At 67.1% G+C, this 25,146-nt stretch carries 27 protein-coding genes; 12 read left to right on the forward strand and 15 right to left on the reverse strand.

Annotated features, from left to right (window positions below; genetic code table 11):
• Window positions 1–23: 23 nt before the first annotated feature.
• Both JOF57_RS14545 and JOF57_RS14550 read left to right on the forward strand, forming a co-directional pair.
• Window positions 24–1,391 (forward strand): 13E12 repeat family protein, encoded by a 1,368-nt coding sequence (locus JOF57_RS14545; RefSeq protein WP_209917546.1) that lies wholly within the window; start codon window positions 24–26, stop codon window positions 1,389–1,391.
• 48 nt (window positions 1,392–1,439) lie between these two features.
• The gene (locus JOF57_RS14550) at window positions 1,440–2,204 is read left to right on the forward strand and encodes an META domain-containing protein (RefSeq protein ID WP_209917548.1); all 765 of its coding nucleotides are present in this window, start codon (window positions 1,440–1,442) and stop codon (window positions 2,202–2,204) included.
• Window positions 2,205–2,206: 2 nt separating this feature from the next.
• On the opposite strand, the gene JOF57_RS14555 is transcribed toward JOF57_RS14550, so the two are convergent.
• Window positions 2,207–2,719, reverse strand: coding sequence for an HTH-type transcriptional regulator AldR (locus JOF57_RS14555; RefSeq protein ID WP_209917550.1), 513 nt, complete (start codon window positions 2,717–2,719; stop codon window positions 2,207–2,209).
• 94 nt (window positions 2,720–2,813) lie between these two features.
• Between JOF57_RS14555 and ald the strand changes: the two genes are divergently transcribed.
• The 3 genes from ald (at window position 2,814) to JOF57_RS14570 (ending at window position 5,132) form a co-directional block, all read left to right on the forward strand.
• On the forward strand, window positions 2,814–3,929 hold the full coding sequence (gene ald, locus JOF57_RS14560) for an alanine dehydrogenase (RefSeq protein WP_209917552.1): 1,116 nt from the start codon (window positions 2,814–2,816) through the stop codon (window positions 3,927–3,929).
• 45 nt (window positions 3,930–3,974) lie between these two features.
• Entirely contained in the window at window positions 3,975–4,535 is a 561-nt protein-coding gene (locus JOF57_RS14565; RefSeq protein ID WP_209923366.1) for a DUF4334 domain-containing protein, read from the forward strand.
• A gap of 126 nt (window positions 4,536–4,661) precedes the next feature.
• Complete coding sequence (locus JOF57_RS14570; RefSeq protein ID WP_209917553.1) at window positions 4,662–5,132, forward strand: Hsp20/alpha crystallin family protein; 471 nt, start codon at window positions 4,662–4,664, stop codon at window positions 5,130–5,132.
• Here JOF57_RS14570 and bla read toward each other — a convergent pair.
• From bla to JOF57_RS14600, 6 genes are all read right to left on the reverse strand, one after another.
• A complete protein-coding gene (bla, locus tag JOF57_RS14575; RefSeq protein WP_209917555.1) occupies window positions 5,124–6,008 on the reverse strand; it encodes a class A beta-lactamase in 885 nt (294 codons plus the stop codon). The genes JOF57_RS14570 and bla overlap by 9 nt on opposite strands.
• Window positions 6,009–6,026: 18 nt before the next feature.
• Entirely contained in the window at window positions 6,027–7,346 is a 1,320-nt protein-coding gene (locus JOF57_RS14580; protein ID WP_407666633.1) for a M16 family metallopeptidase, read from the reverse strand.
• Window positions 7,346–9,598 (reverse strand): polyribonucleotide nucleotidyltransferase, encoded by a 2,253-nt coding sequence (locus JOF57_RS14585; RefSeq protein ID WP_209917557.1) that lies wholly within the window; start codon window positions 9,596–9,598, stop codon window positions 7,346–7,348. Before JOF57_RS14585 ends, JOF57_RS14580 begins: the two co-directional genes overlap by 1 nt.
• A 305-nt stretch (window positions 9,599–9,903) precedes the next feature.
• A complete protein-coding gene (lppU, locus tag JOF57_RS14590) occupies window positions 9,904–10,404 on the reverse strand; it encodes an LppU family putative lipoprotein (RefSeq protein ID WP_456094038.1) in 501 nt (166 codons plus the stop codon).
• Between the two features lie 10 nt (window positions 10,405–10,414).
• Window positions 10,415–10,684: a 30S ribosomal protein S15 gene (gene rpsO, locus JOF57_RS14595; protein WP_209917561.1), complete on the reverse strand. Its 270-nt coding sequence runs from the start codon at window positions 10,682–10,684 to the stop codon at window positions 10,415–10,417.
• Window positions 10,685–10,780: 96 nt separating this feature from the next.
• Window positions 10,781–11,767, reverse strand: coding sequence for a bifunctional riboflavin kinase/FAD synthetase (locus JOF57_RS14600; RefSeq protein WP_209917564.1), 987 nt, complete (start codon window positions 11,765–11,767; stop codon window positions 10,781–10,783).
• An 80-nt stretch (window positions 11,768–11,847) separates the two neighbouring features.
• On the opposite strand from JOF57_RS14600, the gene mntR reads away from it, so the two are divergent.
• The 3 genes from mntR to JOF57_RS14615 all read left to right on the forward strand — a co-directional run bounded on the left by mntR (window position 11,848) and on the right by JOF57_RS14615 (window position 15,051).
• A complete protein-coding gene (gene mntR / locus JOF57_RS14605) occupies window positions 11,848–12,585 on the forward strand; it encodes a manganese-binding transcriptional regulator MntR (protein WP_209917566.1) in 738 nt (245 codons plus the stop codon).
• A gap of 73 nt (window positions 12,586–12,658) precedes the next feature.
• Window positions 12,659–13,837, forward strand: a complete 1,179-nt coding sequence (locus JOF57_RS14610; RefSeq protein ID WP_209917568.1) for an LLM class flavin-dependent oxidoreductase — start codon at window positions 12,659–12,661, stop codon at window positions 13,835–13,837.
• Window positions 13,834–15,051 (forward strand): SfnB family sulfur acquisition oxidoreductase, encoded by a 1,218-nt coding sequence (locus JOF57_RS14615; RefSeq protein ID WP_209917570.1) that lies wholly within the window; start codon window positions 13,834–13,836, stop codon window positions 15,049–15,051. The genes JOF57_RS14610 and JOF57_RS14615 overlap by 4 nt, the downstream gene beginning before the upstream one ends.
• A gap of 18 nt (window positions 15,052–15,069) precedes the next feature.
• Here JOF57_RS14615 and truB read toward each other — a convergent pair whose 3' ends face one another.
• The 3 genes from truB to JOF57_RS14630 are packed head-to-tail and all read right to left on the reverse strand — an operon-like array spanning window position 15,070 to window position 17,584.
• A complete protein-coding gene (truB, locus tag JOF57_RS14620; protein WP_209917572.1) occupies window positions 15,070–15,957 on the reverse strand; it encodes a tRNA pseudouridine(55) synthase TruB in 888 nt (295 codons plus the stop codon).
• Complete coding sequence (gene pptT / locus JOF57_RS14625) at window positions 15,954–16,628, reverse strand: 4'-phosphopantetheinyl transferase PptT (protein ID WP_209917574.1); 675 nt, start codon at window positions 16,626–16,628, stop codon at window positions 15,954–15,956. Before pptT ends, truB begins: the two co-directional genes overlap by 4 nt.
• Window positions 16,625–17,584 (reverse strand): ACP phosphodiesterase PptH, encoded by a 960-nt coding sequence (locus JOF57_RS14630; protein ID WP_209917576.1) that lies wholly within the window; start codon window positions 17,582–17,584, stop codon window positions 16,625–16,627. Before JOF57_RS14630 ends, pptT begins: the two co-directional genes overlap by 4 nt.
• Before the next feature lie 160 nt (window positions 17,585–17,744).
• On the opposite strand from JOF57_RS14630, the gene JOF57_RS14635 reads away from it, so the two are divergent.
• Together JOF57_RS14635 and JOF57_RS14640 are read left to right on the forward strand one after the other, a co-directional pair.
• Entirely contained in the window at window positions 17,745–18,341 is a 597-nt protein-coding gene (locus tag JOF57_RS14635; protein WP_209917577.1) for a DUF3558 domain-containing protein, read from the forward strand.
• 89 nt (window positions 18,342–18,430) lie between these two features.
• Window positions 18,431–20,032 carry a CocE/NonD family hydrolase gene (locus tag JOF57_RS14640; RefSeq protein ID WP_209923368.1) on the forward strand — a complete coding sequence of 534 codons (1,602 nt, stop codon included), beginning with the start codon at window positions 18,431–18,433 and terminating at the stop codon, window positions 20,030–20,032.
• Here the strand turns inward: JOF57_RS14640 and JOF57_RS14645 are convergent.
• Window positions 20,021–20,572: a DUF1802 family protein gene (locus tag JOF57_RS14645; protein ID WP_209917578.1), complete on the reverse strand. Its 552-nt coding sequence runs from the start codon at window positions 20,570–20,572 to the stop codon at window positions 20,021–20,023. The genes JOF57_RS14640 and JOF57_RS14645 overlap by 12 nt on opposite strands.
• The gene (locus JOF57_RS14650; protein ID WP_163662275.1) at window positions 20,569–20,835 is read right to left on the reverse strand and encodes a DUF2277 domain-containing protein; all 267 of its coding nucleotides are present in this window, start codon (window positions 20,833–20,835) and stop codon (window positions 20,569–20,571) included. Before JOF57_RS14650 ends, JOF57_RS14645 begins: the two co-directional genes overlap by 4 nt.
• Window positions 20,836–20,880: 45 nt before the next feature.
• Between JOF57_RS14650 and JOF57_RS14655 the strand changes: the two genes are divergently transcribed.
• Both JOF57_RS14655 and JOF57_RS14660 read left to right on the forward strand, forming a co-directional pair.
• Window positions 20,881–21,642, forward strand: coding sequence for an enoyl-CoA hydratase (locus JOF57_RS14655; protein ID WP_209917579.1), 762 nt, complete (start codon window positions 20,881–20,883; stop codon window positions 21,640–21,642).
• Window positions 21,639–22,253, forward strand: coding sequence for a class I SAM-dependent methyltransferase (locus JOF57_RS14660; RefSeq protein ID WP_209917580.1), 615 nt, complete (start codon window positions 21,639–21,641; stop codon window positions 22,251–22,253). The genes JOF57_RS14655 and JOF57_RS14660 overlap by 4 nt, the downstream gene beginning before the upstream one ends.
• Before the next feature lies 1 nt (window position 22,254).
• Here the strand turns inward: JOF57_RS14660 and JOF57_RS14665 are convergent, their stop codons facing one another.
• The 3 genes from JOF57_RS14665 to rbfA are packed head-to-tail and all read right to left on the reverse strand — an operon-like array spanning window position 22,255 to window position 25,098.
• Window positions 22,255–23,589 carry an MATE family efflux transporter gene (locus JOF57_RS14665; protein ID WP_209917581.1) on the reverse strand — a complete coding sequence of 445 codons (1,335 nt, stop codon included), beginning with the start codon at window positions 23,587–23,589 and terminating at the stop codon, window positions 22,255–22,257.
• 8 nt (window positions 23,590–23,597) lie between these two features.
• On the reverse strand, window positions 23,598–24,602 hold the full coding sequence (locus JOF57_RS14670) for a DHH family phosphoesterase (RefSeq protein WP_209917582.1): 1,005 nt from the start codon (window positions 24,600–24,602) through the stop codon (window positions 23,598–23,600).
• Window positions 24,595–25,098, reverse strand: a complete 504-nt coding sequence (gene rbfA, locus JOF57_RS14675) for a 30S ribosome-binding factor RbfA (RefSeq protein ID WP_209917583.1) — start codon at window positions 25,096–25,098, stop codon at window positions 24,595–24,597. Before rbfA ends, JOF57_RS14670 begins: the two co-directional genes overlap by 8 nt.
• Between the last annotated feature and the right edge of the window lie 48 nt (window positions 25,099–25,146).

Below are 25,146 nucleotides of genomic sequence, written 5' to 3' on the forward strand. Positions count from 1 at the left end.
GGTATCGAACTAGTGTTCGAATCATGGACAATGCGGTGGCCGGCAAGCTCGCCGCGTTGGCCGACGCGGTGACCGCGTTGCGGGAGTTGCCCGTCGCTTCCCTATCCCCCGCGGAGTTGCTGGACGTGTGCTCGGGCCTGCAGGAGACCCGCAACCTGATCCCGACGATCGAGCACGCCGCCGTCACGGCACTGGCCGAGCAGAGCACCGCCGCTCAGATCGGTGCGAAGTCCTGGCCCGAAGCCTTGCGGATCCGGTTACGGATCTCGGCGACCGAGGCCCGTCGCCGCTACCGCGACGCGGTGAATCTGGGACCCCGGACGTCGGTCACCGGGCAACCGTTGGAACCTCAACGGGCCGCGACGGCCGCTGCCCAAGCCGGCGGCTGGGTCACCCAGGAGCACATCGAAATCCTGGAGACTTTCTTCCAGCGCTGCCCGGCCTGGATCAGCACCGCCGCCCGGACCCGGTTCGAAGAGAAACTGGTCGCCGTTGCCGCCACCAACGCACCCGAGACGCTGCGCCAGACGGTCAACGAAGCCTTGTATCTGTTGAACCAGGACGGTCCCGAACCGGTCGAGGACCGCTGCGCGCGGCGCCGCGGCATCGTCATGGGGCCGCAAGAACCCGACGGCACCTCGCGCATTTCGGGATGGCTCACCCCTGAACTGCGCGCCGGGCTGGATGCCGTGTTCGCGAAAACGGCCGCACCGGGCATGTGCAACCCGGCCGACCACAACCCCTGCACCAACGGCACCCCCACCGAAGAACAGATCCACGCCGACACCCGCCTGCCGGCCCAACGCACCCACGACGCCCTGCTCGCCCTGACCCGCTCGGCGATGATGTCCGGACAGTTGGGCCAGCACAACGGACTGCCAGTCTCCATCGTGGTCACCACCACCCTGCAGGAACTGCAAGCCGGCGCCGGGGTCGCGGTCACCACCGGCGGAACCAGACTTCCGATCCCCGACGTGATCCGACTGGCCGCCCACGCCTGGCACTACCTGGCCGTCTTCGACAAACACACGAATCTGCCGTTGCATCTTGGCCGCGCTCGCCGCATCGCCTCACCCGGGCAACGCCTGATGCTGTTCGCCCGTGACCGCGGCTGCACCGCCCCCGCGAACCGGTCCCAGGTCCACCACGCCCAACGCGACTACGCCAAAGGTGGACGCACCAACATCGACGAACTGGCCCTGGGCTGTGGCCCCGACCAACGCCTGGTGAGCCCCGGCAAATGGACCACCCGCATCAACCACCACGGCAAGTGTGAGTGGATCCCGCCCAAACTGCTGGACACCGGCCAAGCTCGGATAAACACCCACCACCACCCTCAGCTCTACCTCACCGACGGTGGCGACGACGAAACCGACTGTCAGTCAAACTGATTGCGCGCACTAGGGGCCACACCGACCACCGGCCTCTAAGGTGGAACCATGCGTCTGATCTCGCTGGCACCTTTCGCCGTCGCCGTTCTCGCGTTCGTGGGGTGTTCCGACAACGCGGCCGCCGACGATGTCGACCTCACCGGGCGCACGTTCGTATCGGTGCAGGTCGAGGGTGACCAGATCCCCGGCGGCGGACCGCTGACGGTCGGTTTCGAGGGAGACCAGATCAGTACTTTCGCGGGCTGCAACCACGGTTCGGGCACCGCCGATCTGACCGATGGCCGGATCACCACCGAACTAGCGATGACCATGATGGCGTGTCCCCCGCCGGTCGGCGATGCGGACGCCTGGGTGTCGGCGTTCTTCGGGGCCAAGCCGGCCTGGTCACTGTCCGGGGATGACCTCACGTTGCGCACAGATGCCACCACTGTCACGTTGCGCGACAAGAAGGTGGTCGACCCCGACCGTCCGCTCACCGGCACCACCTGGCAGGTGACCAGCCTGGTATCGACACAGACGATCACCACCTCGGTCGCGCTCGAACAGTCCAAGCCCACATTGACCATCGCCGACGACGGTGCGGTCAGCGGTTCGACCGGCTGCAACCGGATCACCGGCCACGCAACCGTTTCGGAGTCCAGCATCGAGTTCGGTCCACTGGCCACCACCAGGATGGCTTGCCCTCCAGAGGTCACCGAGGTCGAACAGGCAGTGCTGCGCGTCCTCAAGGGCACGGTGCAGACCACCCGCGACGCGGATCAACTGAAGCTCTCCGGCGCGGACGGCAACGGGTTGGTGCTGCGCGCGCAGTGACCTCAGAGCGGTGACGCTCCGCGCAGGTGCTCGAAGATCAGCGAGGTCTGCGTTCCGGCGACATCGGCGTCGGCGTTGAGGTTCTCCACCACGAAGGCTCGTAGGTCATCGGTGTCACGCGCGGCCACATGCAAGATGAAGTCGTCTCCCCCGGCCAGGAAGTAGACGTCCATCACTTGCGGCCGGGTGCGGATGTGGGCGATGAAATTGCGGATCTTGCCCCGCGCGTTCGATTGCAGGCTCACCGAGATCATGGCCTGCAGACTGAGCCCCACGGCCGCCGGATCGATGTCGGTGTAGAAGCCCCGGATCACCCCGCTCTCCTGCAGCCTGCGCACCCGACCGTGGCAGGTCGACGCGGCGATACCGACCGCGTCGGCCAGTGCACTGTTGGACATGCGGGCATCGGTATGCAGCGCCAGCAGGATACGACGGTCCACTTCGTCGAGATCCGGCCGAACATCCTTCGGTGAACTGGTCACGCGCTCCGGCTGACGTGATGATCCTTCTACCATTTGCCGATTCTAGCGAATCTTCAACGGAGATATTGCCCGCCTATCGAAGGTTCTTCACAATGGTTTTCAGCACCCCAACCTCGAAGGAGCGGTCATGCTCGTCGGTATCCCGGCCGAGATCAAGAACAACGAGTACCGCGTGGCGATCACCCCGGCGGGTGTGGCCGAGCTGACCCGACGCGGCCATGACGTGATCATCCAGGCAGGTGCGGGCGAAGGTTCGGCCATCTCCGACAACGACTTCAAGGCCGCCGGCGCCGAGATCGTCGCCACGGCCGACCAGGTGTGGACCGAGGCCGAGTTGCTCCTCAAGGTCAAAGAGCCCATCGCGGCCGAGTACTCGCGCATGCGCAAGGGCCAGACGCTGTTCACCTATCTGCACCTGGCGGCATCCAAGGAATGCACCGACGCACTGCTGGCCTCGGGTACCACCTCGATCGCATATGAGACGGTTCAAACCGCCGACGGGGCGCTCCCCCTTCTCGCCCCGATGAGCGAGGTCGCGGGCCGACTTTCCGCGCAGGTCGGTGCCTACCACCTGATGCGGAGCCACGGTGGGCGAGGCGTCCTGATGGGCGGTGTGCCCGGCGTCGCCCCGGCCGAGGTCGTCGTCATCGGCGGTGGCGTCGCCGGCTACAACGCGGCCCGCATCGCCAAGGGCATGGGCGCCCACGTCACGGTGTTCGACCTGAACATCAACACGCTGCGCAAGATCGACAACGAGACCAACGCCGGCATCGAGACCCGTTACGCGTCGTCACTGGAACTCGAAGAGGCCGTCAAGAAGGCCGACCTGGTGATCGGCGCGGTCCTGATCCCGGGCGCCAAGGCCCCCAAGTTGGTCACCAACTCGACTGTGGCGCACATGAAACCCGGCGCGGTCCTGGTGGACATCGCCATCGACCAGGGTGGGTGTTTCGAGGATTCACGGCCCACCACCCACGACGATCCGACGTTCGCCGTCCATGACACCGTCTTCTACTGCGTGGCAAACATGCCCGGCGCGGTGCCGCGCACGTCGACGTTCGCACTGACCAACGCGACCATGCCGTACGTGCTCACGTTGGCCGACAAGGGCTGGAAGGCCGCTTGCAACGCCGATCAGGCACTGGCCAAGGGCCTCTCGACGCACGAGGGTGCGCTGCTGTCGGAGCAGGTCGCCGCGGACCTCGACATGCCGTTCACCGACCCGGCAGCGTTGCTGGCGTAGCGGTTCCATCACACATTCGCCAAAACTTGACAGGTGTCAAGTACGGTGGGTGTCGTGCTGAACCAACTGTTCCCCACCGTTCCGACGACAACTGCTGAGACTCTGGATATCTTCGACGCCTCCGAGGCCGTCGAGCCGCAGTTCATGCTCGGCACCTGGCACGGTGCCGAATTGCCCACCGGACATCCGATGGACGGCCTGCTGGCGGCCAGCGGATGGTGGGGCAAACAGTTCATCGACGGCGAGTCCGTTCACCCGCTGCTGTTCCCCTCGGGTGACGGCGCATCGCTATGGGCCCTCAACCCGATGCTGGCATTCGGCGGCCTAGCGGTATCGAACAAGATTCCGCTACTTCGGAATCGGTCGATGGTGGCGCCGATCGCCGCCCTGCGACCCGTACTGCAAACCCGGGCACCCAAGGCCAGGTTGCGCACCACCCGCTACCGCGGCGTGGACACCGCGACGATGATCTACGACCAGCTGCCCATCAACGACGTGTTCCGGCGACTGGCCGACGATGCCGTGATCGGGGCGATGGACCTGCGGAACTCCCCCAACCCGTACTTCTTCGTCCTGCAGCGCGACGACTCGCTGCAGGTGACCTAGCAGCCGCACGTACCCGAGCTGTTCACCACACATTCGACCGGTGGCTCCACAGCGGTGCTTGGATCGAAAGAGCAAGCGCTGCAAGGACTTTTCCAGGACCTACTTTCCAGGACTTAGGAGTCACCCATGGTTAACCTGCCCGTCGCGCACCAGCCCCGTCCGCTGCTGCCCGAGCTCTCGGAGTTCTTCGCCGGAATCACGCCGTTCGCCGGCCTGCGGCCGATCTTCGAGCGCAACCTGATGCGCATCGAGGACGAGGTCACCGAGGACCACTACGAACTGCGTGCCGAGATCCCCGGTATCGATCCGGCCAGCGACGTTCAGATCACCGTGGCCGACGGCCAGCTGAGTGTGAAGGCCGAGCGGTCCGAACGTGCCGAAACCACCGCCCGCTCGGAGTTCTCCTACGGCTCCTTCCTGCGCACCGTGACGCTGCCCGCCGAGGCCGACGAGGAGAACATCACCGCCGGCTACGAGCGCGGCATCCTGACCGTGCGCGTGCCGCTGTCGCAGAGCCCCGCAGGGGCCCGACAGATCGCGATCCAGGGCACCGAGAACGGCTCGACCGCAATCGAATCCGCCGAGCACTCAGAGTAACGACGGCAGCACCAGCGCCGTCAGCTCACCGATGAGCGGGCGCAGGTTGTCGGCCTTAGGGTCATCAGCCTGCGACCGCGTCATCATCACCAACAGCAACCGTTGCCCGTCGGGTCCAAAGGCGATCCCGGCGTCGTTGGTGCTGCCGTAATCCCCGCTACCGGTCTTGTCAGCGGTGGTCCAGCCTTCCGGAAGTCCGGCACGCATGCTCGAGGTCTGGTTGGCCCGCATCCAGTCCTCCAACTGGCGCCGCTGCGGCGGGCTCAAAGCGTCACCGGCCAGGATCGCGCGGTATCCGCCAGCCAGTGCCGCAGGGGTGCTGGTATCCCGCGGGTCCCCCGGTATCGCCGCGTTCAGCTCAACCTCCCAGCGGTCCAAGCGGGTGCGCTCGTCTCCGACGCTGCGGGCGAACGCCGTGATAGCGGCCGGCCCGCCAATCGTTTTCAGCAGCAGGTTGGCCGCGGTGTTATCGCTGCGCTGCAGCGCAGCCTGGCACAACTGCGCCAGCGTCATCTCGGCACCGGCATGGGTCTCGGTCACCGGTGAGTTCGGCACGATCGCCTCCGGGTCGACGAACACCCGGTTGTCCAGCGACAGCCGCCCGCTCCCGACCAGCTGAAGCACGCGCGCGGCCGCATAGCCTTTGAACGTCGAACACATCGCGAACATCTCATCGGACCGATGTGTGAGTGTCCGCCCGGAGTCCAGATTGGCCGCATACAGCCCGATCAGGGCGTTGTGACGACCTTCCAGTTCGGCGATCCGGTCATCAACCGGGGCGGCAAAAACCGGTGCGGCACTACCCACACCGGTACCAACTGCCGCAGCCGCCACCAGCGAACCGATCAGAACATTGCGCCGCGAGAGTCCAGTCATCGGACCCAGCCTAGCGGCTCAGCCGGCGATAGATTGAAGTTGTTGCGGCAGAGTCTTTTTCGACCGATGCGGGCCGAGCACGGCGGCACCGTAGTCGCGGGACAGCAACTGATGCGCCACCGCATTGACCTCTTCGAGGGTTACGGCCTCGATCTGCGCCAGCGTGTGATCGATGGTCCGGTGTTCACCGTAATTGAGCTCGCTGCGCCCGATCCGGTGCATGCGCGAACCCGAATCCTCCAGACCCAGTACCAGCCCACCACGCAACGAGCCCTTGGCGATCCGGCATTCGTCGGCGGTGATCCCGTCTCGGGCAACACCTTCCAAAACCTCGGTGGTCACCCGGATCACCTCGTCGAACCGTTCCGGCTGGCACCCGGCGTACACCGAGAGCGCACCGCTGTCGGAGAAGGTGTCCACCGTCGAGTACACCGAGTACGCCAGGCCGCGGGATTCCCGAATCTGCTGGAACAGACGGGAACTCAGGCCTCCGCCGAGTGCGGTGTTGAGCACCGACAGCGCCCACCGGTGTCCCCAGTGCCGGCCGGGTGTGCGAACACCCAGCGACACGTGGGTCTGCTCGCCATCGCGGTCGACAACGAGCAACGACGGCTTGCCCCCGACCCGTCCCGCGCCCTTGCGCGGCGCCACCGCGCTACGCCCGGTTTCAAGCCGCGGGCCGAAATGCTGCCGGACCAACGACACGACCACGTCGTGATCGATGTTGCCCGCGACCGCCACGATCATCCGTTCGGGCGTGTAACGACGGACATGGAACGAGTGCAGCTGCGCCCGCGTCATCGTCTCGATCGACTCGACGCTGCCGATCACCGGCCGTCCGACCGGGTGATCGCCGAACATCGCGGTGAGGAAGACGTCGCCGAGACTGTCCTCGGGATCGTCGTCGCGCATGGCGAGCTCTTCGAGGACGACATCGCGTTCCACCTCGACATCCTCGGTGGCGCACCGGCCGCGCAGCACGACGTCGGCCACCAGGTCGACTGCAAGCTCGAGGTCGGTGTCGAGCACATGCGCGTAATAACAGGTGTGCTCGCGCGTGGTGAACGCGTTCAACTCACCGCCGACGGCATCGACAGCCTGCGCGATGTCGACTGCGGTACGCGTCGGGGTGGCCTTGAACAGCAAGTGTTCCAGGAAATGTGCGGCACCCGCGACGCTTCGTCCTTCGTCGCGGGAACCGACACCCACCCAGACCCCGACGGATGCCGAACGCACCGACGGGATGTACTCGGTGACCACCCGGAGTCCGCCGGGCAGATCTGTCCGGCGGACCTCAGTGGTATTCAGTGCAAACGCCTTGTGCCGAGCTGAGGCGATCAGGACTCGGCAGCCGGAGCAGCTTCGGCCGGCACCGGGGCACCGTCCACCGCACCGGCCTGCTCCGCCGACTCTTCGGCGACGAGCACCAGCGAGATCTTGCCGCGGTTGTCGATATCGGCGATCTCGACCCGAAGCTTGTCGCCGACCTTGGCCACGTCCTCGACCTTGTTGATCCGCTTGCCACGGCCCAGCTTCGAGATGTGGACCAGGCCGTCACGACCCGGCAGCAGCGACACGAACGCGCCGAAATCGGTGGTCTTGACGACAGTTCCGAGGAACCGCTCACCGATCTTGGGCAGCTGCGGGTTGGCGATCGCGTTGATCTTGTCGATCGCGGCCTGGGCCGCTTCGCCGTTGGAGGCGCCGACGAACACGGTGCCGTCGTCCTCGATCGAGATCGACGCGCCGGTCTCCTCGGTGATCGAGTTGATCATCTTGCCCTTGGGCCCGATGACCTCGCCGATCTTGTCGACCGGGACCTTGATCGTGGTGATCCGCGGTGCGTACGGGCTCATCTCGTCCGGCGCGTCGATGGCCTCGGCCATCACGTCCAGGATCGTCAGCCGGGCATCCTTGGCCTGCGCCAGCGCACCGGCCAGCACCTGCGAGGGGATGCCGTCGAGCTTGGTGTCGAGCTGCAGCGCGGTGACGAAGTCCTTGGTGCCTGCACACTTGAAGTCCATGTCGCCGAAGGCATCCTCGGCGCCGAGGATGTCGGTCAGCGTCACGTAACGGGTCTCACCGTCGACCTGGTCGGAGACCAGTCCCATGGCGATGCCGGCCACCGGGGCCTTCAGCGGCACACCCGCATTGAGCAACGACAGGGTCGAGGCACAGACCGAGCCCATCGACGTGGAGCCGTTCGAGCTCAGCGCCTCGGACACCTGGCGGATGGCGTAGGGGAACTCCTCCACGCTGGGCAGAACCGGAACCAGGGCGCGCTCGGCGAGCGCGCCGTGGCCGATCTCACGACGCTTGGGCGAGCCGACACGGCCGGTCTCACCGGTCGAGAACGGCGGGAAGTTGTAGTGGTGCATGTAGCGCTTGGAGGTCTCGGGTCCCAGCGAGTCGATCTGCTGAGCCATCTTGACCATGTCCAGCGTGGTGACACCCATGATCTGGGTCTCGCCGCGCTCGAACAACGCGCTGCCGTGCGCCCGCGGAATGATGGCCACCTCGGCCGAAAGGGCGCGGATGTCGGTGACACCGCGGCCGTCGATGCGGAAATGGTCGGTCAGGATGCGCTGGCGCACAAGCTTCTTGGTCAGCGAGCGGTAGGCCGCGCCGATTTCCTTCTCGCGGCCCGCGAAGGTCTCGCCGAGACGGTCGAGAACCTCGACCTTGATCTCGTTGGTGCGGTCATCGCGCTCGTGCTTGCCGGCGATGGTCAACGCCTCGGTAAGCGCGTCGGTGGCCACCGAGGCGACGGCTTCGAAGACGTCGTCGGCGTAGTCCGGGAACAACGGGTACTCGGCGATCTCCTTGGCGGCCTTCTCTGCCAACGCGGCCTGGGCGTCGCACAGCGCCGCGATGAACGGCTTGGCGGCCTCCAGGCCCTCGGCCACGACGGTCTCGGTCGGCGCACCGGCGCCGCCCGCGACGAGCTCGATCACGTTCTCGGTGGCCTCGGCCTCGACCATCATGATGGCCACGTCGTCGGCGACCTTACGGCCGGCGACGACCATGTCGAAGACAGCCCGCTCGAGCTGCTCGACGGTCGGGAATGCCACCCACTGGCCGTCGATCAGCGCGACACGCACGCCGCCTACCGGTCCGGAGAACGGCAGGCCGGAGATCTGCGTCGACGCCGAGGCGGCGTTGATGGCGAGCACGTCGTAGAGATCCTTGGGATCCAGGCTCAGCACGGTCACCACGACCTGGATCTCGTTACGCAGGCCGCTGACGAACGACGGGCGCAGCGGCCGGTCGATCAGGCGACAGGTCAGGATCGCATCGGTGGAGGGACGGCCCTCACGGCGGAAGAACGAGCCGGGGATACGGCCCGCGGCGTACATCCGCTCCTCGACGTCGATGGTCAGCGGGAAGAAGTCGAAGTGATCCTTCGGCGTCTTGCTGGCGGTGGTCGCGCTCAGCAGCATGGTCTCGTCGTCGAGGTAGGCGACGACGGCGCCGGCGGCCTGCTGGGCCAGCCGGCCGGTCTCAAAACGGATGGTGCGGGTGCCGAAGCTCCCGTTATCGATGGTTGCGGTGGATTCGAACACACCGTCTTCAAGTTCAACTACAGACATAGGAGTCCGTCGGCCTCTTTCGAAATCGTTCAACTGTTTTCGCGGCGTCACGGTGGCGATACGCCACGGGCCCTGGTTACGGCTACGGCCGTCGATCGAAGCGGCCGGAAGTGCCCCCAGGGATAGACCCTGCGACGGGGTTCCGACAGCCACTACCGAAGACCGCCCGACCAGGCGGGCCCGATATGACTCGCAGGAACAGCGCCCACAGTTCGCGGGTGCCGCACCTGTGTTCAGCGCAGACTTCTGCCGCTGAACGCCCTCATGCTACACGGCAGCAACGGCCCGACAGCCATCCGTGCCAGCTAGGACACGTCCTCCACACATACGGTGAACTGGCGTTCCGAGTAGGCGTAGCCCACTCCGCTGACGCACTGATCGACGTTCGACACTCCGCGAAGAACCTCGGTGGCCCGTTGCCGGTGCGGCGCAGACGAATCCGCGCAGTCCACCCGATACGGGTCTTTGTCGTTCTCCGGATCGATGCTCATGCAACCGCCGGTGATCCAGTCGATGTCCAGACAGAGGGTCTGAGTCTCCTCGCTGAATGCACTGCGCACCGAGTAGTAGGTGTCGACGTCGACCGGGCACTGGTCAGAGTCGGTAAGCACCGAGATCACTTTGTAGTTCGACGCGTTGCTGCCGCACTCCGCCCGGTTGGCGTCCGGGCGCTCGTACGTACCGCTCATCTTCAGGCAGTCCCCTGCCTTCATGTCCGCGGCCGCAGCGGATGCGCATGCGGTCAATCCGCCGATGAAAAGTATCGCGGCTGCCCCCAAAGAGGCAGCCGCGGAAAGTTTTGGCACCGACGCCGCGTCAGCGACGCAGCCCGAGGCGCTCGATCAGCGAGCGGTAGCGCGCCACGTCAACCTGGGCGACGTACTTCAGCAACCGGCGACGACGGCCGACCAGCAGCAGCAGACCGCGCCGCGAGTGGTGGTCGTGCTTGTGCTGCTTGAGGTGCTCGGTCAGATCCGAGATCCGCTTGGTCAGCATGGCGACCTGAGCCTCCGGCGAACCGGTGTCGGTCTCGTGCAGACCGTAGCTGGCCAGGATTTCTTTTTTCTGCTCGGTAGAAAGCGCCACGAAGTAACTCCATCATTTTCAGTCCCGCGAACATATTCTCGGCACAGCCACCGCGGACTGCAGCATGCACCGGATCGGGGCAAAGTCTATCAGTCGCTAGTGCGCAGCCAGAATCGCGCGGGCCCGGTCGGTATCGGCCTCCATGGCCACCACCAGATCCTTCACCGAATCGAACTTCTCCTGCCCGCGGATCCGGGAGACGAAATCGACTGCGACGTGCTGCCCGTACAGGTCGGCATTGGTGTCGAGCACGAATGCCTCGACGGTGCGGGTGCGCCCGGAGAAGGTCGGGTTGGTGCCCACCGACACGGCAGCCTGATACCGCTCGCCCGGCGTCACGGTGCCCATCATCGGGCCGTGGCCCAGCACGGTGAACCAGGCGGCATAGACCCCGTCGGCGGGAATCGCCGAGTACATCGGCGGCGCCACGTTGGCGGTCGGGAAGCCCAGCACCCGGCCCCGCCCTTCGCCGCGCACCACCACGCCCTCGACGCGGTGCGGTCGGCCCAGTGCTTCTGCCGCCGCCACCACGTCACCGGCGTCGACGCAGGACCGGATGTAGGTCGAGGAGAAGGTGACGCGCTCGTCCCGATGCTCTGCATCGAGCGATTCGGTGACCAGCGACATGCTCTCGACCGCGAAACCGAAACGTTCCCCGGCCGTGCGGAGCATCGCGACGTTGCCTGCCGCCTTCTTGCCGAAGGTGAAGTTCTCGCCCACCACGACCTCGACCACATGCAGGTCTTCCACCAGCAACTCGTGGATGTAGCGCTCAGGGGTGAGCTTCATGAAGTCCGAGGTGAACGGCATGACCAGAAAGACGTCGACACCGAGCTCCTCGACGAGCTCGGCACGACGGGTCAGCGTCGTCAACTGCGCCGGGTGACTCCCCGGAAACACCACTTCCATCGGATGGGGGTCGAAGGTCATGAGCACCACCGGCACCCCGCGTGATCGGCCTGCCTTGACGGCATGGCTGATCAACTCCGCGTGTCCACGGTGAACACCATCGAACACCCCGATGGTGACTACACACCTGCCCCAGTCCGTGGGGATCTCGTCCTGCCCACGCCAGCGCTGCACGCGATCAGCCTACGACCCGAACGCCACGCGGTCTGCTTTAGATCCCCCGATCAGGTGATGATTGCCTAAACTTTCCTACTGTGAGTCCAGACGGTAACCATCAAGACCTCTCCACGGTTGCGCAGGACTATCTGAAAGTCATCTGGACAGCCCAGGAGTGGTCTCGCGAGAAGGTCAGCACAAAACTGCTGGCCGAGCGGATCGGTGTGTCTGCATCCACGGCCTCGGAATCCATCCGCAAACTCGCCGACCAGGGCCTGGTCGACCACGAGAAGTACGGCGCGGTGACGCTGACCGACGCGGGCCGGCGCGCGGCGCTGGCGATGGTCCGCCGGCACCGGCTGATGGAGACCTTCCTGGTGCAGGAGCTGGGCTACAGCTGGGACGAGGTGCACGACGAGGCCGAGATCCTCGAACATGCGGTGTCGGACCGGATGCTCGACCGGATCGACGCCAAGCTGGGCCACCCCACCCGCGATCCGCACGGCGATCCGATCCCGGCCGCCGACGGCCAGGTGCCCACCCCACCGGCCCGCCAGCTGTCGGACTGTCAGGACGGCGACGCCGGCACGGTGGCCCGCATCTCGGATGCCGATCCGGAGATGTTGCGCTATTTCGACCGTGTCGGCATCAGCCTGGATTCCCGGGTCCGGGTGCTCGCGCGACGTGATTTCGCCGGCGTGATCTCGGTATCCATAGAAAGCCCGGTGAATCCGGCCTCTCCCTCGGCCGGCGATCCCTCGACCGGGGACGACGCCGGCATCCAGGTCGAGCTGGGCAATCCGGCCGCCGAGGCGATCTGGGTCGTCGCGAGCTGACGACACGCCGGAGGGGATCACGGCGATTTTTACCCGTGCGCAATCGCCGATTCGGTACCAGCATGTCCTGTTCGTGACTGTCTCTCTGCACTGGTTCCTACCCACCTACGGCGACAGCCGGCTCATCGTCGGCGGTGGCCACGGCACGCCCGCCGGTTCTGCCGGTGGCGACCGTGAAGCCTCGATCGACTATCTGGCGTCGATCGTCCGCTCGGCCGAGCGGTTCGGGTTCACCGGTGCGCTCATTCCGACCGGGGCCTGGTGCGAGGACGCGTTCATCACCGCAGCGCTGCTGGCCCGCGAGACCACCTCGCTGGCGTTCCTGGTGGCGTTCCGTCCGGGGCTGGTGAGCCCGACGCTGTCGACGCTGTCGGCGCAGATGGCCGCGACGTTCGCGCGGCACGCGCCGGGCCGGATCCTGCTCAACGTCGTCGTCGGCGGCGAAGCGCACGAACAGCGGGCCTTCGGCGACCACCTGGACAAGGACGCCCGGTATGCGCGTTGCGACGAGTTCCTCGACGTGGTCCGCCGACTGTGGGCCGGCGAGACCGTGACCCACAAGGGCGAGTACATCGACGTCGAAGAAGCGTCCCTGGCCCTGCCCCCGACCCCGGTGCCACCGCTGTACTTCGGCGGCAGCTCGCAGGCGGCCGGCCCGGTGGCCGCACGGCACTCCGATGTCTACCTGACCTGGGGCGAGCCGCCCGCGGCGGTACGAGAGAAGATCGAATGGATCCGCGCGCTCGGCGAGGAGCAGGGACGCAAGCTGCGCTTCGGCATCCGCCTGCACACCATTTCGCGGGACACCTCCGAGGAGGCGTGGGCGCAGGCCGACCGCCTGGTCGCCGCGCTGGACGAGGAGACGGTCGCCGCGGCGCAGGCCGGGCTGTCCCGCAGCCAGTCCGAAGGCCAGAAACGCATGCGAGCCTTGCACGAGGCCAACCGTCTGAACGGCACCTGGAGTGACGCCCGCAGCCTGGAGATCGCCCCGAACCTGTGGTCGGGCGTCGGATTGGTGCGCGGCGGTGCCGGCACCGCTCTGGTGGGCAGCCACACCGAGGTGGCCGACCGGATCGCCGAGTACGCCGAGATCGGCATCGACGAGTTCATCTTCTCCGGCTATCCGCACCTGGAGGAGCTGTTCTGGTTCGGCGAGGGGGTGGTGCCGATCCTGCGCGAACGCGGTCTGTTCGGTGGCGGCGACCAGGCCGCCACCCCGACCTCGATACCGTTCGTCGGTACGCCGCGATGACCGATCTGGCCGGTGCCACCCGCATCTCGTCGACGGAAGCGGCGCTGGCCGCCGCGGCGCAGCTGTCGAGATCGTTCGCCGAGGGGGCCGGTGCCCGCGACGCGCACCGGATCCTGCCGCACGAGCAGGTGCAAACGCTCAAGGAATCCGGCCTGCTGGCACTGACCGTGCCCGCCGAGCACGGCGGGCTCGACGTACCCGTCGCCGTCCTCGCCGAGGTGTTCCGCCTGCTGGCGCACGGTGATCCGTCCATCGGCCAGATCCCGCACTCGCATTTCACGTTCCTGGAGGCGCTGCGCCTGCAGGGCACACCTGCGCAGCAGGCGTACTTCTACGGCCTGGTGCTGGATGGGGCGTTGTTCGCCAATGCCCAATCCGAACGGGGTCCGCATCCCGTCGACGTGGACACCACGACGCTCACCGCCTCGGGCCCGGGCTATCTACTCGACGGCCGCAAGTACTACTCGACCGGAGCGTTGTTCGCCGACTGGCTGATCGTGCGGGCGTCGCACTCCGATGGTTCGGGCCAGGTGCCGACGGCCGCCACGCCCAAGGCCATCGCCTTCGTTCCACACGATGCCCATGGGCTCGAGGTTGTCGACGACTGGGATGGCATGGGCCAGCGGACCACGGCCTCTGGCACCGTCACGCTCGATGCCGTCGAGGTGCCCGCGGAGCACGTCGTCGAGTTCAGCCCGATCTTCACGCGGCCCACGGTCTACGGGGCGCGGGCTCAGCTGCTGCACGCGGCCCTGGACGTGGGCATCGCGACAGCCGCACTGGAGGAAGGGGTGCGTCAGGCGGCCAACGCCCGTCCGCATTTCGAGGCGTCGGTGTCCAGCGCCGTCGAGGACCCGACCCTCGTACAGGTCGCCGGTGAGCTGGCGGTGACGGTGCGGGGCGCTCAGGCGTTGCTCGCCGAGGCGGGCCGGCAGGTCGACGCGGCCCGTGCCGATCTCACCGAGGACAGCGCGGCGGCGGCCTCGATCGCGGTGGCGATCGCGAAGGTGGCCGCCGCCCGGTCTGCGGTGGAGACCGGCAGCGCACTGTTCGAATTCGGCGGCACCCGCAGCGCCTCGGCTTCGGGCAACCTGTCGAGGTACTGGCGTGACGCGCGCACCCACACGCTGCACGACGCCACGCGGTGGAAGATACGGCATATCGGCAACTACACCCTTTTGGGCACGAAACCGCCTCGCCACGGACAGCTTTGAGTCAAGGCGGCTACGCGGCTATAAGGTGGCCGGGCGCAACACCACGACGTTCTTGGTGCGAGACGAGCCGTCCTGCAGCAGGGCGATGACGCGACCGTCGGGTGCGGTGGCGGCGTAGATCCCGTCGATCCCGGCCGGAGCCAACGCCCGGCCGTGCCGGGTGTCCTCGGTTTCCGCGTCGCTCAGATCGCGGCGCGGAAACCCGACCAGGCAGGCCTCGTCGAGCGTGTAGCTCAACCGCGCATCCTCGGCGAGGGCGTCCAGCGTGCGGGCCTCGTCGAGGCCGTACCGGCCGACCTTGGTGCGGCGCAAGGCCGTCAGGTGCCCACCCACGCCCAGCGCCACACCCACGTCGCGGGCCAGGGCCCGGATATACGTGCCCGAGGAACAGTCCACATCGACGTCCACGTCGACGAATTCGTCCACCCGACGGACGGCCAGAACGTCGAACCGGCCGATGCGCACGGGCCGGGCGGCCAGCTCGACGGTCTGCCCTTCGCGGGCCAGCTTGTAGGCGCGCTGGCCGGCGACCTTGATGGCGCTCACGGACGAGGGCACCTGCTCGATGTCCCCGCGCAGCGCCGCGACGGCGGACTCTATCTGCTCATCGGTCACGTGCGCAGCCGAGACCGACTGCAGCACTTCACCTTCGGCGTCCTCGGTGGTGGTGGTCTGACCGAGCCGGATGGTCGCGGCATACGACTTGTCGGTGGTGGTGAGCAGGCCGAGGATCTTGGTGGCGCGTTCGATCCCGATCACCAGCACCCCGGTCGCCATCGGATCGAGGGTGCCGGCATGGCCGACCTTGCGGGTGCCGAACAACCGCCGGCACCGCCCCACCACGTCATGGCTGGTCATCCCGGCCGGTTTGTCGACGATCACCAGGCCGGGTTCTGGGCTGCTCACAGCACGATCGCCGTCAACGTGACGCCGTCGCGCACCGACCAGCGGCCGTCCAGTGCGGTCAGCGGCGGCCCGTGTTCGGCGGCCGGGTCGATGAGGATCTGGGATCGGAAGGTTCCGGCCGTGCCCGACCCGTCCACCCCGAAGGTGATGTGGGCATCCTCGAAACCGAGCCAGCGGTGCGTCAGCGGATACCAGGCCTTGTAGGTGGCCTCCTTGGCGCAGAACAGGATTCGGTCCCAGTGCAGTCCGTCGGGCAGTCCGCCGAGTTCGGAACGCTCCAGGGGCAGCGAGATGGCGCCCAGCACGCCGTCGGGCAGTACATCGTGCGGTTCGGCGTCGATGCCGACCGATCGCACCCCACCCACGCGGCCGACCACGGCGCCACGAAAGCCCTGACAGTGCGTCAGGCTGCCGACGATCCCGTCGGGCCAGCACGGCTCGCCCATGTCCCCCTTGAGGATCGGCACCGGGCCCACCCCCAGTTCGCCCAACGCCTGGCGGGCGCAGTAGCGCACCGTGGTGAACTCGTTGCGCCGCTTGGCCACTGCGCGTGCCACCAGTGCGGCCTCCTCGGGCAGCGCCGTCAGGTCCGGCGGGTCGTCGTACAACTCGGCCGCGGCGAGTTTGTCCGGCATGTCGGGCAGCACCTGCCCCAGCAACGTGCCGCTCATGCGCGCCGCGCCTTGATTCGCTCCTGCATCTGCTGGGCGTGGGCGCGCATCTCGTCCGTGATCTGGAAATGTCCGCCGAACTCGTTGAGATACCCGGGCGTGTAATTGGGGTCGGGCAGGATCTGGCGCAGCCAACGGAAGGGCTTGCGGCGGCGCCACTCCCGCGGATAGCCGACCGACACCTCTTCGAAGCGCACGTCGTCGTACCAGGTGGTCCGCGGAATATGGAGGTGGCCGTACACCGAGCAGATCGCGTTGTAGCGCGTGTGCCAGTCCTTGGTGGCCGTCGTACCGCACCACAGCGAGAACTCCGGGTAGAACATCGCATCGCAGGGTTCGCGGACCAACGGAAAGTGGTTGACCTGAACCGTCGGGGTCATCCAGTCCAGGTCTTCGAGTCGCTTGCGGGTGGCCGCCACCCGGTCACGACACCAGGCGTCGCGCGTCGCATAGGGCTCACTGGACAACAGGAACTCATCGGAGCCGACGATGTTGCGGTCCCGGGCGATGGCCAACCCCTCGGCCTTGTTCGAGGCCCCCTCGGGCAGGAACGTGTAGTCGTAGAGCAGGAACATCGGCACGATCGTCGCCGGACCGCCCTGTTCGGTCCACACCGGGAACGGATGCTCGGGGGTGATGACGCCCATCTGGTCGCACATGTCGACCAGATAGTCGTAACGGGACCGGCCGAAGATCTGCATCGGGTCCTTGTTCGTGGTCCACAGTTCGTGGTTACCCGGAACCCAGATGACCTTCGCGAACCGCTTGCGCAGCAGGTCCAGCGCCCATCGGATCTCATCGGTGCGCTCCCCGACATCACCGGCGACGATCAGCCAATCGTCCGGCGAAGCCGGGTACAGCGACTCGGTCACCGGCTTGTTCCCGTTGTGCCCGGTATGCAGATCGCTGATCGCCCACAGCACCGGTTGCCGGTCCCTTGACTCGTGATCAATCATCACAGTTGCACCACCACAACGGACCAGCCTAACCGGGCGGCGCGACCGCGCGCCGTTGACAACTAGAACAGGTTCTCGTTTATGGTCGAGTCCGTTGCGCCGGACCGCTACACTCCCCGCAAGTCGGGAACGTTTAGCCACCAAACTACGAGGGAGTGTGATGGCCGCCAAGATGCGCCTACTTTCGGCTTCGACAGGGCTGGTTGCGGCGCTGGTTGCAGCGGTGATCGTGGTGTGGCCGTCAGGCCCGATCCAGGGTGTCGGGGCAGGTCCGCTCAACGTCGACGTCACGGATCTCCCGATGACCAACGTGTCCACGACGATCAAGTGGCCGATCGTCGACACCACCGATCCCTCACCGTTCGATCCGTGCAATGACATCCCGTTCGATGCGATCCAGCGGATCGGCCTGGCCTTCACCCCGCCGGAGCCCGAGGACAGCCTGCGCTGCCACTACGACGCCGGCGACTACCAGATGGCCGTCGAGGCGTTCGTCTGGCGGACCTACGAGCAGACCATCCCGGCCGATGCGGTCGAGCTGAACATCGACGGTCACCGGGCCGCCCAGTACTGGATCATGAAGCCCACCGACTGGAACGACCGGTGGTGGGTCACCTGCATGATCGCGTTCAAGACCAGCTACGGCCTCATCCAGCAGTCGCTGTTCTACTCGCCGGTCCACTCCCCGTCCCGGCCCGACTGCCTGGCGGTCAACTTGCAGCGCGCCCACGAATTGGCGCCGTACTACAAGTTCTGAGCCACACCCGACCGATCCGTAGCCTGGTCAGCGTGACCAGATTGCGCCGCTACACCGGCAAGGCCGTCAGCAGGGTGCTGGGCTTACCGATGCCCACAACCGACTTCACCGTGCGGCACGGGCTGCGGGTGCCGATGCGCGACGGTGTCGAGCTGATCGCCGACCACTACTCACCCGTCACCAACCGTCCCGCGGGCACCCTGCTGGTGCGCGGACCATACGGCCGTCGCTTCCCGTTCTCACCCCTGTTCGCGCAGGTGTATGCGGCGCGCGGCTATCACGTGGTGTTGCAGAGTGTGCGCGGCACGTTCGGCTCGGGCGGTCAGTTCACCCCGATGGTCCACGAGATGGCCGACGGCGCCGACACCGTGGCCTGGCTGCGGGACGAGCCGTGGTTCACCGGCACCTTCGCCACCGTGGGCCTGTCCTATCTCGGCTTCACCCAGTGGGCGCTGCTGGCCGATCCTCCGCCGGAGATGAAGGCCGCCGTCATCACGGTCGGTCCGCACGACTTCAGTGCCTCATCCTGGGGCACGGGTGCGTTCTCCCTCAATGACTTCCTCGGGTGGAGCGCGATGGTGGCCCGCCAGGAAGATCCCGGCCTGGTGCAGGCCCTGACCCGGCAGCTGCGAGGGCCCGCCGAGCTGTCCAAGGCGACCGCCGGCCTGCCGATGGGTGCGGCCGGCCGTCAGCTGCTGGGCACCGGCGCTCCGTGGTTCGAATCCTGGCTGGAACATCCCGAACGCGACGATCCGTTCTGGGACCGGCTGCGGTTCGACGAGGCACTGCAGCACGTCGAGGTACCCATCCTGTTGCTCAGTGGATGGCAGGACCTGTTTGTGGATCAGACGCTGGAGCAGTACGCGCAGCTGCACCGGCGAGGTGTCTCGGTGGCGTTGACAGTCGGTCCGTGGACGCACACCCAGCTGATGACCAAGGGACTCACCACCGTGGTCGGCGAGTCGCTGGATTGGCTGGGCGCTCACCTGGCCGACCACGGCGAGACCACCCGCAGCACCGTACGCATCCATGTCAACGGGCACGGCTGGGTGGAGCTGACCGACTGGCCGCCGGTCATGCCGGAGCACGAGTTGTTCCTGCAGCCGGCGGGCCGGCTGGCGGCGACCCCGCCGTCACAGTCCGCAGCACCGGCAGACGACAGCTCATCGACCTTCACCTACGACCCCGCCCACCCCACCCCCACCGTCGGCGGCCGGCTGCTGGCCTCAGCCGGCGGATACCGCGACGACTCTCGACTGGCCCGACGGAACGACGTGCTGACGTTCACCGGCGATCCCCTTCCGGCCGATCTGTATATGGCAGGCAACCCGGTCGTCGAACTGGCGCACACCTGCGACAACCCGCATCACGACATCTTCGTCCGGCTCAGTGAGGTGGACGCAAAAGGCCGGTCCCGCAACGTATCCGACGGATTCCTCCGGTTGGATGATCACACCGGGCCGGTTCGGCTCGAGCTCGATGCCGTCGCGCACCGGTTCAGGGCCGGATCGCAGATCCGGGTGCTCATCGCCGGCGGCTCACATCCACGGTTCGCCCGCAACCTGGGCACCGGCGAGCCACCGATCTCCGGTTCCCAGCTGGTGCGGGCCACCCACACCGTGCATCACGGTGAAGGCGGGGTGTCCCGGGTGGTGCTACCGGCCGGCCCGAAGCCGCCGTCAGCCCACTGAGCGACGCACCCGCTCGGCGACGTCGTGCAGCGTCGCATCGTCGTGCACCGCTGGGCCCCAATCCCCCTGGACCGGCACGTCGACCCAGCTCTTGCAGCCGGCGAACTCGGGCGTTCGAGCCAACCGCATCGGCGTGCGCAGCCGGCTGACCTGGACCACCATCACCGTCAGTCGGTGTCTGGGACGAAAATCGAGCCGGTCGGTCTTGATCGAATCGGCCGTCCAGATGTGCAGATCGGCGAGTTCATCGATCGACTCGGGACGGTTGACCTCCACAGCGGCAACAACTTTCGCCCCCGCTCGAAGGATCACGGCGTCGTCGGTGCTGTCCCGCCCGGCGGCCTCGAGCAGGTCGTGATGTTGGGACCGCACCCGTTCGGCATGGCTGTGTGCGACTGTCGGGAACAGGAGGAACTCGGGTGCGGCCACCGAGAACCGCTTCTCATGGATGCCGCCCTTGCGCAGCAGCACGGTCTGGCGGCCGTCGAGCAGGGCGTGTACCGCCGCGCTCCACTCCTTCAGTGCAGGGGTCGGCGTCACTGTGCGGCCAGGCGGGCCCGGACCTCTGGACGCCGCAGCGGCGGAACGGTCTTGGGCGGCTGACGGCGCGGGGCCAGCCCGTCGAGCAGCCGGGTGGTGGTCGCCGTGACTTCGGCGACGGCAGCCTCGAACGCCTCGATATTGGCCCCGGTCGGACGGGTGATTCCGCTGACCTTGCGCACGTACTGGCGCGCCGCGGCCTCGATCTCTTCGTCGGTAGCGGCGGGATCCAGCCCCCGCAGCTCGGTGATGTTGCGGCACATGACACCCACGATAGGCGCGTTTGGTGCGCCGGATACCGTGGGCAGATGACCGTACTGCTCGTCGACACCACCGACCGGGTTCGCACGCTGACCCTGAATCGGCCCGAGTCGCGCAATGCGCTCTCGACGCAGCTGCGCACGGAGTTCTACGGTGCGCTGCGCACCGCGCAGGCCGATGACGATGTCGACGTCGTGATCCTCACCGGAGCCGATCCGGTGTTCTGCGCGGGTCTGGACCTCAAGGAACTGGGCGACACCACCGAGTTGCCCGACATCTCCCCCAAATGGCCAGCCATGACCAAGCCGGTGATCGGGGCCATCAACGGTGCCGCGGTCACCGGGGGCCTGGAATTGGCGCTGTACTGCGACATCCTGATCGCCTCCGAGCAGGCCAAGTTCGCCGACACCCACGCCCGCGTCGGGCTGCTGCCGACCTGGGGTCTGAGCGTGCGGTTGCCGCAGAAGGTCGGCGTGGGTCTGGCCCGGCGGATGAGCCTCACCGGCGACTATCTCTGCGCCGACGACGCGCTGCGCGCCGGACTCGTCACCGAGGTAGTACCCCACGACGAGCTGCTGCCGACTGCCCGGCGGGTGGCCGCCTCGATCGTCGCGAACAATCAGGCCGCCGTCCGGGCCCTACTCGCCTCGTATCACCGCATCGACGCATCCCAGACCGATCAGGGCCTCTGGATCGAAGCGGCCTCGGCGCGCGAGTGGATGGCAACGGCTACCGGTGACGACATCGCCGCCAACCGCGGCGCCGTGATGGAGCGGGGACGTTCCCAGGTGGGCAAGGTTGAACCATGAAAGACGCCTCCGCCGCGATCAATCACCATGCCGACCACCCCGGCTTCTCCGGTGTCACCGGGGTGTTGTGCGGGCTGGCCTTCCTCCTGGTCGGCCGGGGAAAAGCCAGGTTGGCCGCCGACACCGCGCAAGTCTCGCCCGAAGACCACGTCGTGGACGTGGGGTGCGGACCGGGCACCGCTGCCCGGGTGGCGGCCCGCCGCGGGGCGCGAGTGACGGGCGTCGACCCCTCGTCGACCATGCTGCGCATCGCGCGCCTGATCACGCCGAGCCGCGCCCCGATCACCTGGAGTGAGGGCACCGCCGAAACCCTGCCTGCGACGGAAGGTTCGGCGACGGTCGTGTGGGCGTTGGCCACGGTGCACCATTGGCAGGACGTCGGCAAAGCGGTTGCCGAGGCCCGCCGTGTGCTGGCGCCGGGCGGGCGGCTGATCGCAATCGAACGCCAATCACCCGACGGGGCCACCGGATTGGCCAGCCACGGCTGGACCCGGCAGCAGGCCGAGTCGTTTGCGACGTTGTGCCGCGGTACCGGATTCGACGACGTTTCCGTGGCCGAGCACGGCAGCGGCAAGCAGGCCGCCTGGGTGGTCAGCGGTACGCGCCGATGACCTAAGCGCTGCCCGGCACCAGCCAACGGCCCGAGAACGCCCGCCAGCCGACGAAGATCAGCCGCAGCACCATGAACATGCTCAGCCCCGACCAGATGCCGAACAGGCCCCAGCCGTAGATGAGCGACAACCAGATCAGCGGCAGGAAGCCGACCAGCGCGCTGGCCAGAGTGGCATTGCGCATGAATTTGGCGTCGCCCGCACCCAACAGCACACCGTCGAGGGCGAAGACGATTCCCGCCACGGGCAATTGGGCCACCAGGAACCACCACGGCACCCTGATCGCCGCCAGCACCGATTGATCATCGGTGAACACCGACGGCAGTACCGAGGAACCGACGGCGAACACCAGTGCCAGCACCACACCGGCCATCGTGGAGAACAGCGTCACCCGCCAGGCCACGCTCTTGGCATGGGCCAGTTGGCCCGCACCCAACGCCGCACCGACGAGGGACTGCGCGGCGATCGCGAGCGAATCCAGCACCAGCGCAAGGAAACTCCACACCTGTAAAACCACCTGATGGGCCGCCACGGCCGCCGCACCGAACCGTGCCGCGACGGCCCCGGCCGACAGGAAGCACGCCTGGAACGCCATCGATCGCAACAGCAGATCGCGCCCCATCGTCAACTGGGCGCGCAGCACCGCGGGCTGGACCCGTAGCGACACCTTCTCGATCACGAGGGCACGCAGAAACAGCAGTGCCGCCACCCACTGCCCCACCACGTTCGCCACCGCCGAACCGGCCAGCTCCATCCGTGGCAGGCCCAGCCAGCCGTAGACCAGCAGCGGACACAGCACCGCCGACAAGGCGAACCCGAACACCACATAGCGCAGCGGCCGGATGGTGTCCTGCACCCCGCGCATCCAGCCGTTGCCGGCCAGCGACACCAGGATCGCCGGGGCGGCCAGGATGGCAACGCGAAGCCAGGGCAGTGCGGCGTCCGCGATATCGGAGTGCCCGGCGATCACCGACAACAGCGGCACTGCCGCAGCCTGCACCACCGCGATGATCAGGAGCCCCAAGCCGAGGGCCAACCAGGTGGCCTGCACGCCTTCTCCGACCGCGGACTGTCGGTCACCCGCCCCGAACATCCGGGCCGAGCGTGCGGTGGTGCCGTAGGAAAGGAAGGTTCCCTGCGAGTTGACGAGGCCGAGGATCAGACCACCGATGGCCAGTCCGGCCAGGCTGAGTGCACCCAACCGCCCGACGATCGCGATGTCGAAGAGTAGGTACAGGGGCTCGGCGGCCAACACACCCAACGCCGGAAATGCCAGGCCGGCGATGCGACGGGTGGTGGCCGGCGTGACCGGAGTGTCCCCTTCCGGCTCAACCATGGGACCGGTTAGGCAAGCGCCTGAACGAGCGCCTGAACGACGTCGGCGGTGGGCCCGGCCGCCGAGTAACCGGCCGCATGCGGGTGGCCGCCGCCGCCGAATGAGCTGGCCACTGTAGCCAGATTCAGCGACTTCGCCCGCATCGATACCGACCAGTGTTGCGGTTCAATCTCTTTGAACACTGCGGCGACTTCGGCCTGTTCAGTGGTGCGCACGATGTCGACGATGCTCTCCACTTCCTCAGCTCGGGCAGTAGACCATACATCGTGCGGCACAACGGCGTAGACCAGCCCGCGGCCTGCCACGGCGTCGGGAAGCAGCCGCGCCGAATCCAGGACCCGCGACAGCATCGGCAGCCATGCGAATGGGTGGGTGTCGAGCAGGGCACGGCTGATCGAGGCGTTGTCCACCCCGAGTTCGACCAGTCGGGCCGCCAACCGGTGCGCCCGCGCGGTCGCCCAGCGGAACGAACCCGTGTCGGTGGTCAGCCCGGCGTACAAACAGTGCGCGACACGTTTGTCGATGGGCTTGTCCCAGGCGTCGAGGAGTTCTGCCACCAGCATCGTGGTGGAATCCGCCGTCGGGTCGACGTAGTTGGCGGTGCCGAACAGCTGATTCGACGCGTGGTGGTCGATGACCAGAACCGCACGGCCATCCTCCGCCAATTCAGCCAGCGCGCCGAGTCGATTGACGCTCGGGATATCCACTGTCACAACTAGATCCGCATCGCGACGGATGTCGTTCGGCGGAACCAGCAGATGACCGCCCGGCAAGGTCTGCAGGGACTCGGGCAGCTGGGCCGGGGCCGCGAAAGCTACCTCGACCTGTTTGCCTGCATCGTCGAGCACCTGCGCCAGTGCCAGCCCGGCGCCGATGGTGTCGGCGTCGGGATAGACATGGCACACGACGCTGATGCTCGCCGCGTCGGACAGGAGGTCGGCGGCCGCACGCGCGTCGACACGCAAACCCGAAGGGCACCCGTTGGGAGCCCCCGAATGAGCAGTATCAGTCATCCGTTCGATCGCGGTCACCGGCATCCTCTGTGTCTGCCCCGTCGACAAGCCCGTCAGTCTCCTCAGCCCCGCTCACACGGTACGGGTCTGCGTCGCCGGCGTGCTTGGCGCCTTGCCGAACTCTCGCCAAATCTTCGTCGGCGGCCCGCGCCTGGGCCAACAGTTCCGTCATCCGGTGCGCAACGTCGGGCACGGTGTCGCGGACGAACGCCAGGGTCGGGGTGAATCGCACCCCGGTCCCGGCGCCCACCTTGGTCCGCAATACGCCCTTGGCCTTCTCCAGCGCCGCCGCCGCACCGGCATAGTCCGGTTCGTCGTCGAGCGTCGACCCCAACACCGTGTAGTACAGCGTGGCGTCGTGCAGATCGCCCGACACCTTCGCATCGGTGATGGTGATCCCCGCGAGGCGGGGATCCTTGATCTCGTACTCGATCGCCGAGGCGACGATGGTGGAGATCCGTTTGGCGAGCTTCTTGGCCCGTGCGGGATCAGCCACGATGCTCCTCACGCAAGCGTTCGGTCACATGCTCCTCACGCAAGCGCT

The organism is Mycolicibacterium lutetiense (assembly GCF_017876775.1).
Taxonomy (GTDB): Bacteria; Actinomycetota; Actinomycetes; order Mycobacteriales; family Mycobacteriaceae; genus Mycobacterium; species Mycobacterium lutetiense.